This is a genomic window from Clostridium estertheticum (genome assembly GCF_018861295.1).
Taxonomy (GTDB): Bacteria; Bacillota; Clostridia; order Clostridiales; family Clostridiaceae; genus Clostridium_AD; species Clostridium_AD estertheticum_D.
The window spans coordinates 1-13,813 of sequence record NZ_JAHLDM010000018.1 but is presented as its reverse complement, the minus strand read 5'-3'; the positions used below and the strand labels follow the sequence as shown (position 1 = coordinate 13,813).

Below are 13,813 nucleotides of genomic sequence, written 5' to 3'. Positions count from 1 at the left end.
TATAAAACTATTTGTAGGAGATGGAGAATTGAACAAAAAAATTATTTCAGCAATGATGGCACTTACTTTGACTATGAGCATCGGATATACTAACGTATACGCAGATACTGCTTCTGATAAGGCAAAAATAAAGCAGGTTCAAACTCAGAGAAGTGCTCTTGAAACTAAAGTAGAGATGATGGATAGTCAAATTGAAAAAATCTTATCTAAAATTAAAAGTAATGAAAAAAATATAAATAATACACAAAATAATATTAAACAATCTAAAATAAATATTGCAAAAGCAGAAGATGATATTAAAGCAGAACAAGTACTCTTTGATAAAAGAATGAGAGTAATGTATATGAATGGTACATCAAGCTATGTAGATATTTTATTGGACTCAAAGGGTGTAGAGGATTTTATATCTAGATTAGAAGATGTAAAAACCATAATAAACTTTGACAAAAAGGTTATTGATGATTTGCAAACAAAAAAGGAAACAATTAATTTAAAGAAGGTAGCGTTAGATAAAGAAAATACAAAATTGTTATCTTTAAGAGTTGACAATAAAAATACATTAAGCGGTGTAACTAAACAAAAAGCAGCACAAAATGTATTGGTAGCTCAATTAAACACACAAGAAGCTAAGTATACGGCGCAACTAGTAGCAGACCAAGCGGCTGCAGCAAAACAAGTAGCGCTCGCAAGGCAAGCAGTTACAGATGCAAAAAATGCGACTGAGGCAAGACAAGCTGCGGCAGAAAATCAAGCTGCATCAGCAAACCAATATGCACTAAACCAATCATCAGGTCAGACTCCTAGTATAAGTCCTTCTAGAGGTGGATCAGGAGCTTCATCTAATGCACTTATATCATATGCTTCACAATTTTTAGGCCTTCCTTACGTTTGGGGTGGTACAAGCCCTAGAGGCTTTGATTGCTCAGGATTTACACAATATGTGTTCGCACATTTCGGAGTAAACATACCAAGAGTTTCAGAAGATCAACAAAATGTAGGTACACTTGTATCTAGAGAAAATCTTCAACCAGGAGATTTGGTGTTTTTTGGATCACCAGCTCATCATGTAGGAATATATGTTGGAAACGGTAATATGATAAATGCACCTCATACAGGCGCTGTACTTAGAATTCAATCACTAAATAGTGACTTTACATATGGACGTAGAGTTAGATAAAAGTTTTATATGTTTTATTAATCAATAATTCATCTAAAAAAAAGCATCTATATTAATTTATAGATGCTTTTTTTTAGTCTTTAATAAAAGAATTCAAGTTTCATTATATATATGAATATCGTATACCACATATACAAAACATATATTATTAATATGGCGGTCCCTATGCTATAATCATATTCGCATGGAATAAAACATGCAATATTTTTATATTGGAGTGATGATTTTTGTTTAAACTTTTTAAATTTTTAAAGCCATATAGGAAAGAATGTATCTTAGGACCCACATTTAAGCTTATTGAAGCATTATTAGAACTGTTGCTTCCAACACTTATGGCACTTATTATAAATAACGGTGTAAGCTCGCATGATACAAGTTATGTGTTAAAAATGGGCGGAATTATGTGCGTTATGGCTATCTTAGGATTTTGCAGTTCTATGACATGTCAGTATTTTGCTGCACTTACTTCGCAAGGGTTTGGTACAACCTTGCGTAATAAATTATTTGAACATATATCTACGTTTTCTTATGTGGAAATAGATAAGTTCGGTGCCGCGTCACTAACAAATCGTATTACTAGCGATGTAAATCAGCTCCAACTAGCAGTTGCTATGCTTATTCGTATGGCATTTCGTGCACCATTTATATGTATCGGTGCAATTGTTATGTCTATGTTATTAGATCTTAGATTAGCTCTAGTACTTATAGTAGCTACCCCTATTTTTGGAATTATTATATATCTTATCATAAGTAGGACATCTCCTCTTTATCGTAAATATCAAAACAAATTAGATAGACTCGGCACTGTAGTTCGTGAAAATCTTTCTGGAGCACGAGTAATTCGTGCATTTGCAAAAACAAAGAACGAAGAAACAAGATTTAAAACTACAAACGATGATCTAACTTCAACTGCAGTTTTAGTTGGCAAAACCTCAGCTCTCTTAAACCCTCTCACAACTCTTGTTATGAATGTAGCAATAATTGCTATATTATGGGCTAGTAGTTATCATATTAATGCTGGTACCCTTTCTCAGGGAACAATTATTGCATTTGTAAATTATGCTACGCAAATATTAGTGGCACTTGTTGCATTATCAAATCTTGTTATCATATTTACAAAAGCATTTGCTTCGGCTAGCCGTGTCAATGAAATACTTGATACTGTAACATCAATAAAGGACAATGGAAATAACGTAGAAACATCTTCTCGTGGAGACGATGTTTTAATTGAGTTTAAACAGGTTTCTTTTGCATATGACAGTGCCAGCGACTGCGAGCTAACTGATATAAACATAAGCATTAACAAGGGGGAAACAGTAGGCATTATAGGAGCTACCGGGTCAGGTAAATCAACTTTCACAAATTTAATTCCAAGATTTTATGATGTTACTAAAGGTGAAATAACAATAAAGGGAATTAATGTTAAAGATTATTCTCTAAAAAAACTTAGGGATGAAATTAGTATGGTACCACAAAAATCTGTACTTTTTACTGGTACTATTTCAGACAATATTCGATGGGGAAAGAAAATAGCCACTAGAGAAGAAATCATAGATGCTGCGAAAACAGCTCAAGCAAACGAATTTATAAAAGAGCTACCAGGTGGTTATAATACACAGGTAACTCGTGGTGGTCTTAATTTTTCTGGCGGACAAAAGCAACGACTCACAATTGCTAGAGCAATAATTGCAAAACCTGAAATTTTAATACTTGATGATTCATCTAGTGCACTTGATTTCGCAACGGATGCAGCCCTTAGAACTGGACTTAAAAGTCTCAGTGATACCATGACTGTAATTACTGTTTCACAGCGCGCAAATTCTATAAAACATGTTGATAAAATTATTGTATTTGATGATGGAAAAATAGTAGGAGTGGGTCCACATGACTATCTTATGACAAATTGTGAAACATACAAAGATATATGTCTTTCACAGCTTTCGGATAAGGAGGTAAACAAATAATGAATAAAACTATATTTAAAAGAATTATAAAATATATGTCAAACTCTAAAATATATATTATATTTTCCCTTCTAAGTGCAATTATAACAGTGGTTTTAAGCCTTATTGCCCCGCTACTAATAGGTAAAACTATAGATATGATGATAGGAAAAGGTCTTGTTGACTTTAGTTATGTATTCAAAATTATTATTGCAATAGCAATAGTGTATGCAGCTTCAAACATATTTAATTGGCTTTTGATCTATTTAACTAACTTAATCGCATTTTCATCTGTTAACCAGATGAGGCAGGATCTTTTTAAAAAAACAAATAAACTACCATTAAATTTCTTTGACACTAATCCTCATGGCGATACAATAAGCAGGTTTGTTAACGATATAGAAACAATTTCAGACGGAATGATTCAATGTTTGTCCACACTTATAACTGGTATTGTTACCATAATAGGTGCTATATGTTTTATGTTCTACTTAAATCCCATTATGACATTAGTAGTTTTGATTTTATCACCAGCTTCTTATTTTATGGCGAGATTTATAACAAATCGTTCTCAAAAAATGTTTAAAAAGCAGGCTAAAATTTTGGGTAATTTAAACGCTTATGCTGAAGAAATTATAGATGGTCAAAAAGTTGTAAAGGCGTTTAATTATGAAGATGAAACTATTAATAAATTTAAAGAAATAAATAGTGATTTATATAGTGCAGGTGTAAAATCTCAATTTTATGGTTCTTTATCAGGTCCAACTACAAGAGTTGTAAATAACATAATTTATTCACTTATAGGTATTATTGGAAGTTTTGCTGTGATTTTTGGTAAACTAACAATAGGTGATATATCAAGTTTTCTTATTTATTCCACATTATTCTCAAAACCTCTAAATGATATAACCGCGATATTTACACAGATTCAAGCAGCTGCAGCTTCTGCTGAGCGTATCTTTTATGTCCTTGACATGGAACCAGAAATAGCTGACAAAAAAAGAATAATAAATCTTCATAATAATGAAGGTGTGATTTCTTTTAGAAATGTAAATTTCGGATATACACCTAATCGTCCTCTTATTAAAAACTTTAATTTAAATGTAAAACCTGGTAGCAGGGTTGCCATAGTTGGTACAACTGGCGCAGGTAAAACGACTCTTATAAACTTATTGATGAGATTTTATGAGATTAACAGTGGAGGTATATTTATTGATGGGATTAATATAAATGAAATAAGTCGTGATAGTTTACGTTGCAGTTTTGGAATGGTTCTTCAAGATACATGGCTTTTTTGCGGAACTATAAAGGAGAATATAGCCTATGGTAAAGCTGATGCAACAGAAGAGGAAATAATAACTGCCGCCAAAGCTTCTGGGTCTCATAGCTTCATACGTCGTTTACCTAAGGGGTATAACACCATAATTACTGATGCAGGTGAAAATCTTTCACAAGGTCAAAGGCAACTTCTTACTATAGCAAGGGTAATGCTTGCTAACGCGCCTATGTTAATTTTGGATGAGGCTACAAGTAATATAGATACAATAACTGAACTTAAAATCCAAAAAGCATTTATTAAAATGTTAAAAGGAAGAACTAGTTTTATTATAGCTCATAGACTTTCCACAATAAAGGAATCCGATATAATTTTGGTCATGGATAATGGTAATATTGTTCAAAGTGGAACACATGAAGAATTATTAGAAAAGGGTGGACAGTATTCACGACTTTATAACAGTCAGTTTGCTGCTGTTTGATTGTGATAAAATCCTAATGTTTTTAATTTCAAAATGACTGCGTAAAAACGAATAAAATCGTTTTTACACAGTCATTTTTATCAAACCATATTATTAATTGAAGTATTTTATAAACCTATCTGCTAGTGAGGACATATATCTATCTTTTATCCATATTGCAGCTAGTGATGTTTCTAATTTTTCATTTTTTATTTCCTTATAAATAAGATTCTCATTACATGAGAGTTCAAAGGCGGATTTTGGAACTATTCCAATCCCAAAGCCTGCATTTGCTAGCATAAGTGTTGTTCGTGCATCATCATTTTTGCAGAATACCTCTGGTTTAAAACCACTTTCCATGCAGGTATCCATTATTAATTGTTCAAATCTTCGATAAAAAATTAGGGGTTTTCCATTTAGTTCGTTCAATGATATGAAATTTTCCTCTAAACCTGAAGAATATTTTTTTGTCATTGCCGCTATCATAGGTTCTTTTTCCATGCATTTATAATTGCAGTTTAAAGCTTTAAATGGTGTTCTGACAATTCCAACCTCTATAATCCCTCTATTTAATAGTTCTAGGATCTTAAATGTGTTGCCTTCCTGCACAGAAAATTTTACACCGGAATATTTTTCATGGAATTTTGACAAAGTATTTTTTATAAGTAATGCACCAGAGGATGAAACCATTCCTATGGATAAGGTTCCATTTAAACCTTTTTTAAAATCATATATTTCGTTTATTGTAGAATCTGAAAGTTCTAAAATTTGCTCTGCTCTAGTTCTTAAAATTTCACCAGCATCCGTTAAATGGATATGTCTTGGTCCTCTTTCTACAAGTTTTACCCCAAGTTCTCTCTCTAAAAGTTTAAGTTGTTGACTTAAGGGTGGTTGGGCAATGTGAAGCCTTCTAGCTGCTGCTGTTATTTGACCTTCCTCTGCTATTGTAAGGAAATATCTAAGCTGTTTAATGTCCATACTATTTCTCCTCCTCTTATACATAGACAGGCACTCCAGATATAATTTAAATTACAAAACCAAACATTAATTCATGTTGATTATATATGAATATCGTATACCATATATATAAAATATATTACTAATATGGGAATCCATATACTATAATCATATTAGCATGGGACAAAACATGCAATAATTTTATTATGGTACTTCAAGATACATGGTCATTTAATGGTATAATTGAAGAAAACCCTGCTTATGGAATAATTACGTAATCCATGAAAAAGTGGTTTTAGCAGCTAGTGATATCATAATTAGACGAAAAGGAGCAAAACATTCATGGGTAAATCCACAAAAACAGATAAAGTATTCTTTGACCCAATAGTAGATAAAGCAGTTTCTCCAATAGATATGGAAGGCAAGATAGAGGAAATAGAGGAACTTATAATGATTTATAGTTGCGCTATAAAAGAAGTTAGCACTAAACTTGACATTTTAGACTATGAATTTAAAATAAAGGGGAAAAGAAATCCAATAGAATATATGAAATCTAGGGTTAAATCACCTAAGAGTATAATGGACAAACTTACTCGTAAAAATTTAAAACCAAGTATTAAAGTGGCAAGGGGAAATTTCAATGATATAGCGGGAATAAGAGTTGTTTGTTCCTTCGTTAGTGATATATATAAGGTCGCAGATATGCTTAAAAAGCAAGAGGATATTACTTTAATTGAAGAGAAAGATTATATTAAAAATCCTAAGCCAAATGGATATAGAAGCCTTCATATGGTTTTGGAAATTCCTATATTTTTTTCCGATCATGTAGAACCCATAAGAGTAGAAGTACAAATAAGAACAATCGCTATGGATTTTTGGGCAAGTTTAGAACATAAGTTATATTATAAAAAAGGGGAAGGTATTGCAATACATATAAAAAATGATTTAAAAGAGTGTGCAGATATTATAGCAGCAACAGATATAAAAATGCAAAACATAGAAATTGAAGTAGATAAGATAAGATAAAATATAGTAATTTATGGTGAATAATAGTATAATTTATTTAAGAATTTTTATGGAATTCTAGATGAATAGGGGAGGAACTTATGAAAACAGATTTTTTTGTAGCCATAGCTCACAGTATAGAACTAGATTCATTTTTAGCGGTTACGGAACTAATTGAAGATTGTGAGCTTCAGCTTGATAAACATCACCCTACAGCAGGAATTCTTTATGCCAGCATAGATGTTGATCATCAGTTGGTACTTAATAAGATTTATGAAAAATGGCCGGAGTTACAGCTCATTGGATGTACAACAGATGGAGAATTTTCTTCAGAATGTGAGTATGTAGAGGATTCATTGGTTTTGACATTATTTGTATCTAAAGAAACAAAAATTGTTTCTGGCTTTATCAATAATACAGCAATAGATATGAGGAAAGAATGTAGTCAAGTATTATCAGAGTCTATTATCAGATTAGGACAGACTCCCACCCTATGTATATTGTTTTCCGATGTGATTAAAACAAGTGGTGAGACAGTTATGGAACAGCTAACTACAGTTACAGATGGTAAACTTCCAATTGTGGGTGGAATATCAGCAGATAGTTGGAGATTTACTGATTCTAAACAGTTTTACAATAAAGTATCATCACAAAGTATATCTCCATTTTTACTTTTAGCTGGATCATTTGATTTTTCTTTCGGGATGGACAGTGGTTGGCATCCAGTGGGGGATGTGGGGACTATTACAAGATCGCAGGGTAATGTGATCTATGAAATCGACCATAAGCCTGCACTTGAATTCTATAGTAATATTCTTGGCGAAAATGTTAAGGCTACCCTTGAACTACCAATTGCAGTATATGATGATAAGGATGATTTTTGTTTTATGCGCACTAGCTTCGAAAATTATGATAATAATATTGGATCAATAACCTATCTAGGTAATGTTCCGGTTGGTTATAAAGTCCGTATTACCATGGTAAACCGTGAGTCAATTTTGGCAGGCGCTAAAAGTTCAATAAACCATGCGATTAGCACATTTCCATCAAATAAATTACCCGCTATAGCATTATGTTTCTCTTGTTCAGCTCGAAGGGTTCTGCTTGGAACACGCACTAAAGAGGAGTGCCAGATTATTCAGGAAAAGATTGAGGAAAGTGTAAAATTTGTTGGATTTTATTCATATGGTGAGTTTTGTCCAAATTTAAATGAATTAACAAATAAGTTCCATAACGAAACATTTGTAACTGTATTGCTAGGTTAAATCATCTCCTGCGGAGATGAAATGTCGTTAAAGTGAATAGACTGGAGATTAAGAATGGAGAATTATAATAAAGATGCTATGATGAGGCAAATAGCGATTTTGAAAAAAAAGTTGCAACGCTCGGAACACAGCCGAAGACTTATAGAGCAGGCAATGGATCATTATGATTTAGTTTACCGTTTTAGTATAGACAAGCTAGATGCACAAAAGAACTTGCTTGATGTCAAGAATCGAGAACTGGACTTCAAAAGATTAGAACTACTTGCCAAGAATGAGGAGCTTCAAGAAATGTCAACCACTGATGGAGTTACAAGGATATATAACCGAAGAAAAATTAACGAGATATTTAATGAAGAATACCTTCAGGCACAGTGTTATGGGATAAATTTTTCAGTTATTATAATTGATGTTGACTGGTTCAAGTTGGTAAATGATACATATGGGCATCAAGCTGGTGACCAAGTTTTATTTGAACTTGCTCAACTGATGAAGGACAGCCTTCGTATTACTGAGCACATTGGAAGATGGGGAGGAGAAGAATTCTTTATTGTTTTACCAAATGTAAGTGCAAATGATGGATATGCATTGGCTGAGAGGATACGATTAAAAGTATATAACTATAACTTCGAAACCCCTAAGCATCTAACTTGTAGTTTTGGGATTACTGAGTACATGAAAGATGACAGTATAGAAAAGATTATTAAAAGAGCTGATATGGCCCTTTATAAGGCTAAGGAACACCGCAATTGTGCTTGTATTTTTAAATAAGATACAGTTGCCTGAATTTCAATTACGATATATTGGGAATAGTAATATTACTGAATCTCTGAAAGTCTTGAAATACCAAAAGGTAATTCGGGACTTTTTAATTATCAGCTAAATAAAAATAATGCAATTGTCGGCAATATTAATATAAACTTTATACGAAAAGAGGGATAATAAATGCTAGAAAATATAATTAATTTTATGAGGAAAAGGTATATAGGGGTTGATTTGTTAAATGGAAAAGTAAGAGCTTTTGAAGAAAAAGAAAATACTTTCATAGATAAATCTATAGGAGAAATACTTCCCAATATATTTAATCCGATAAATAATGAAAACTATTGGTATGATATTAATGCCATGGAACAATTATTGAATTACGTCTTAAGCAATGCTAAAAAATCATTATTTAGGCCAGGATTGGTTATTGCTATTCCATTTGAGATTTCTGACATAAAGAATAAAGCATCAATTGTTGAGGAAGCTTCAAAATTTAAGTGGAGCAATATATATATTCTTAGTAATTTTATGTGTGCGGCTATTGGTTTAGGGATTCGAATAGAAGAATGTAGAAGAAAAATATTTATTTATTCCTTAAATGATTTAACTTATTTTGGTTTGGTTTTTGCTGGAAATATTTTCAATGTGAAAATTTTAAAAAGGGGATATAATGAGTTAACACAAGAGGATATAATAAGCAATATTGGAAATTTAACAGACGATGCATCAAAAGAATTACCAGAACAATTTACAAATATAAATTTATCAAAAAAAGATTTGGAAGAAGTCACTATAGGGTGGAAATTAGAAATAGAAAGAACAATATATTTGTCTATTCCAACAAATCTAAAGAATATATTTGGTCTTAATATAGGCAAGCATCAATTAGCATATTTGGAATATGAAAATTGTATTATAGAAGGATTAAAGAACGCTATTTCAAAACTTAACACAATGAAAATTAGAAAAGGCTAAGATTCTAATATCTATTTTTATTTTAAGTAAAAATATTATAAATAGGAAAAGTATATATTATAATTAAATCACACATATTAAAACTAATTAAGAAAACTTAAACAATAAAGGGGAGATTAATTATGCAAAAAACAAAAATGATTTTCACAATAGGGCCTGCAAGTGACAGTAAAGATATATTGACAAAACTCATGGAAATTGGAATGAATGTTACTAGACTTAATTTTTCACATGGTACACACGAGGATCACAAAATAAAAATTGACCTTATAAAAAGTCTTAGGGAAGAACTTAATAAATCTGTTGCTATAATGCTTGATATAAAAGGACCTAAGATTAGGACCCACAATTTTATGGGAGATACTGTAGCAATTGACAAAGGTCAAAAATTTGTCTTTAGTTGTGGTAAAGAGATACTTGGTAATAAAGAGAGATGTTCTGTTTCTTATACAGAGCTTTATCAAGAACTTAAGGTCAATGGTACACTTCTTGTGGATGATGGTCTTATTGAATTTAAAATTGATTCAATTGAAGGCACTGAAATAAATTGTACTGCATTAAATTCTGGTTTTATAGGAAACCATAAGGGAATAAATGTTCCTAATATATCTATTGGTCTACCGGCAGTAACTGACAAAGATAAATTGGATTTAATATTTGGATGTGAGCAAGGCGTTGATATCGTAGCTGCTTCTTTTATAAGAAAGGCTAGTGATGTAATAGATGTTAGAAATATACTTAATGCAAATGGTGGCGAACATATCCAAATAATATCCAAAATTGAAACACAAGAAGGCGTTGACAACATAGATGCTATAATAGAGGCTTCTGATGGTATTATGGTTGCTAGAGGAGATATGGGGGTTGAATTACCGATTCAAAAGGTTCCTATAGTTCAAAAAATGATAATCCATAAATGTAATAAGGCAGGTAAGCCTGTTATAACTGCAACCCAAATGTTAGATTCTATGATTAGAAATCCAAGACCTACTAGAGCAGAGGCTTCAGACATAGCTAATGCTATTTTTGATGGTACTGATGCAATAATGCTTAGTGGTGAAAGTGCTAATGGAAAATATCCATTGGAAGCCGCTTTAACAATGGCGAATATTGCTATTGAGGCAGAGTCAAATATTGATTTTAAAGCTGCTTTAAATAAAAGAAATTATGAAGCTCTTGAAAATATATCAGAAGGTATAAGTCTTGCTACATGTAACACAGCAGATAAATTAAATGTATCTGCAATAATAACTGCAACCCAAAGTGGGTATACTGCTAGGATGGTATCCAAATATAGACCAAGGTGTCCAATTATTGCTGTAACACCTAGTAAGCAAGTTGCAAGAGGGTTATCTATTAATTTTGGATTGCAGACTATACTTTCAATTAAGTTAACTTCCACAGATGAATTAATGGCAGATGCAGTGAAAAAATCATTAGCTGCAGGATATATAAAAAAAGGTGATATTGTCATAATTGCAGCCGGTATACCAGTTGGTGAGTCTGGTACTACGAATATGATGAAAATACAACAAGTTTAAAATTCAAAACAAATTAATAATTATAGTACAAAGATATTTAAGGCCTAGCGTAATTGCTAGACCTTTTTATTGTAATTTATAGAAAAATCATATACTCATAGCTGACTATGATAGGCATAGAGTGAATATAATTTGTGTTGAATTGAAAATTCCTTTGAATTATAATGTAAAAGGAATAGTTTGGATTTGATAATAAGAGAGGTGCATAATGGACAAATTAATGTTATTAGTTGCTGCTTTATTTTTTTTATTATATGGTGGCATAAATTATTATATAGGATTAAGGGGATGGCAAAACTTAGGAAGCCATATTTCGTTTTTAAATAATAAGGTATATTGGATAGTAATTTTACTAATAGCATCGGCGTATATCATAAGTATGATATTGTCTTCTTATATACCTTCAGTAGTTTTAAATACATTGAACATTGTGGGATCATATTGGATGGGAATAATTTTTTATCTTATTTTAGTATTGCCTACTATTGATCTAATAAAATTTTTAAATAGCAAAATTTCATTTATTCCTAGGAACATAAATGAAGCTGCTAATTTTTCATTAATAGTATCGTTAGTGGTAGTTGTGTTTTTAACCAGTCTAATGGCATATGGTACTTGGAGCGCTCGAAGTCCAAAAGTAACCAAATATGATTTGAATGTAAATAAAACACCTGGCGATTTAAAGGCACTTAAGATTATTATGGTTTCGGATATTCATCTTGGGCTTGTAGTAGATAATAAAAGGCTTACTGTGATGGTTAATAAAATAAATGAATTGAATCCAGACATTGTGCTAATACCTGGAGATATAATTGATAGTAGTATTGAGCCTTTTGTAAAACAAAACATGAGTGATAACTTTAAAAGACTTAAAAGTAAGTATGGAGTTTATGCTTGTCTTGGAAACCATGATGAAATGGGTAGCAGTGTAGAGGATATTGTTAAAACTTTTAAGGCTTCCGGAATAAATGTACTGAGAGATAAAGCAATTTTAATAAATAATAGTTTTTATGTTATAGGTCGCGACGATATATCACAGGAATCGCAGACGAAAATTAAAAGAAAAGATCTATCAGACATAATAAAAGATTTAGATAAGTCGAAGCCTCTTATATTAATGGATCATCAGCCAAGAAATTTTGCTGATACGCAAAAGAATGAGATTGATTTACAAGTATCGGGACATACGCATCGAGGACAGTTATTTCCTGCAAATCTTATAACAAATCTTATATTTGAAATAGACTATGGTTATCTGCAAAAGAACAATTCGAACTTTATTGTATCTTCGGGTTATGGAACATGGGGACCACCAATTAGGATAGGAAGCCGGTCTGAAATAGTTGAAATTGATATTGGTTTTAAAAAATAGAGATATATGTTATATTGAACTTGTATAAACATGATATTAATATATAAACACTGACATAATTGTTAGTGTTATTTTTTGTCTCAGTTAAAATGAAAAAGCTGATATATTGTTAATACATATTTGATAGGAGTTGTTGTAGCTATGACTGAACCTAAAAGTATTAAAAAAAACAGAAAACCTAACAAACTAATTAATGAAAAATCGCCATACCTTCTACAACATGCATATAACCCAGTGAACTGGAACCCCTGGGGTGAAGAAGCTTTTACAAAAGCAAAAGAGGATGATAAACCTATATTGGTAAGTATTGGTTATTATTGTTGTCACTGGTGTCGTGTCCATAAAAGATATTACACGTTAATTATTTCCTTCGTTATCTGTTCATAAAACACTGAGAATAAGTAAAGAAATTAATAAAATATTCAGCTATTTACAACGATTGTATATATCTTAGTGTTTATAAATGGCATGACCGTAATTAAGAAGCACAATATAAAGAGTTAGAAATATATTTAAATAGAGTTATACGAGATAGATTCTAAGGTTTAGAAGAAATACAATAAAAAAATAAAATAACATATTGCAACAATGTAATAATCAATTTGAAGAAATTGAGGAGAGCCATCTAGATTCACTAATAATATTGATGTGGTCATATTGATAAAGCTACTAAAAAGTCATCTGGAGTTCAGATGGCTTTTTAGTATTATCAAGTGATTTTGAAAATCGTAAACTAAATTATTCTGTCAAATATGTGGTCAAATCCTTCATTAGTTTTAATTAAGTAATTTAAATTTTCGTGTAATAATACATGTCGATAAAATTTCTTGAGTTTTAAGAAAAGATAGTTCGGATATATTAAATATATTAATTTTATGTAAATACAAAAAACAAAAATTATTGTAATGTTTTTTTATGGAGATCACTTTTTGTAATTACAAAACAGTACAGCAAATTTTAAACCCAGTGTTTAAGCCAACTATAATAACGATAATTTGTTGGCATAGATATTGCTTATATAAATACTATAAAGGAAATAATAAAAAGGGGAGTTGTTAATATGAAAGAGAAAACTTCGAT

General features: G+C 31.2%; 10 protein-coding genes and 1 pseudogene. 10 read left to right on the top strand and 1 reads right to left on the bottom strand.

Annotation, left to right across the window (positions count from 1 at the left end):
• Nucleotides 1–28 precede the first annotated feature (28 nt).
• The 3 genes from KPL54_RS16615 to KPL54_RS16605 all read left to right on the top strand — a co-directional run bounded on the left by KPL54_RS16615 (nucleotide 29) and on the right by KPL54_RS16605 (nucleotide 4,877).
• Complete coding sequence (locus KPL54_RS16615; RefSeq protein WP_216107624.1) at nucleotides 29–1,177, top strand: C40 family peptidase; 1,149 nt, start codon at nucleotides 29–31, stop codon at nucleotides 1,175–1,177.
• A 227-nt stretch (nucleotides 1,178–1,404) separates the two neighbouring features.
• Entirely contained in the window at nucleotides 1,405–3,141 is a 1,737-nt protein-coding gene (locus KPL54_RS16610) for an ABC transporter ATP-binding protein (RefSeq protein ID WP_216107623.1), read from the top strand.
• Entirely contained in the window at nucleotides 3,141–4,877 is a 1,737-nt protein-coding gene (locus tag KPL54_RS16605; RefSeq protein WP_216107622.1) for an ABC transporter ATP-binding protein, read from the top strand. Before KPL54_RS16610 ends, KPL54_RS16605 begins: the two co-directional genes overlap by 1 nt.
• Before the next feature lie 93 nt (nucleotides 4,878–4,970).
• On the opposite strand, the gene KPL54_RS16600 is transcribed toward KPL54_RS16605, so the two are convergent.
• Nucleotides 4,971–5,834 carry a LysR family transcriptional regulator gene (locus KPL54_RS16600; RefSeq protein ID WP_216107621.1) on the bottom strand — a complete coding sequence of 288 codons (864 nt, stop codon included), beginning with the start codon at nucleotides 5,832–5,834 and terminating at the stop codon, nucleotides 4,971–4,973.
• Between the two features lie 321 nt (nucleotides 5,835–6,155).
• On the opposite strand from KPL54_RS16600, the gene KPL54_RS16595 reads away from it, so the two are divergent.
• The 7 genes and pseudogenes from KPL54_RS16595 to KPL54_RS16565 all read left to right on the top strand — a co-directional run.
• Entirely contained in the window at nucleotides 6,156–6,839 is a 684-nt protein-coding gene (locus tag KPL54_RS16595; RefSeq protein WP_216107620.1) for a GTP pyrophosphokinase, read from the top strand.
• Nucleotides 6,840–6,919: 80 nt separating this feature from the next.
• A complete protein-coding gene (locus KPL54_RS16590; RefSeq protein ID WP_216107619.1) occupies nucleotides 6,920–8,083 on the top strand; it encodes an FIST signal transduction protein in 1,164 nt (387 codons plus the stop codon).
• 81 nt (nucleotides 8,084–8,164) lie between these two features.
• Complete coding sequence (locus KPL54_RS16585) at nucleotides 8,165–8,851, top strand: GGDEF domain-containing protein (protein WP_216107618.1); 687 nt, start codon at nucleotides 8,165–8,167, stop codon at nucleotides 8,849–8,851.
• A 174-nt stretch (nucleotides 8,852–9,025) separates the two neighbouring features.
• On the top strand, nucleotides 9,026–9,820 hold the full coding sequence (locus KPL54_RS16580) for a rod shape-determining protein (RefSeq protein WP_216107617.1): 795 nt from the start codon (nucleotides 9,026–9,028) through the stop codon (nucleotides 9,818–9,820).
• A gap of 122 nt (nucleotides 9,821–9,942) precedes the next feature.
• A complete protein-coding gene (gene pyk / locus KPL54_RS16575) occupies nucleotides 9,943–11,361 on the top strand; it encodes a pyruvate kinase (RefSeq protein ID WP_216107616.1) in 1,419 nt (472 codons plus the stop codon).
• A gap of 208 nt (nucleotides 11,362–11,569) precedes the next feature.
• The gene (locus KPL54_RS16570) at nucleotides 11,570–12,733 is read left to right on the top strand and encodes a metallophosphoesterase (RefSeq protein ID WP_216107615.1); all 1,164 of its coding nucleotides are present in this window, start codon (nucleotides 11,570–11,572) and stop codon (nucleotides 12,731–12,733) included.
• 141 nt (nucleotides 12,734–12,874) lie between these two features.
• Nucleotides 12,875–13,081: pseudogene (locus tag KPL54_RS16565) on the top strand (DUF255 domain-containing protein); the annotation flags it as partial.
• Nucleotides 13,082–13,813: the final 732 nt, after the last annotated feature.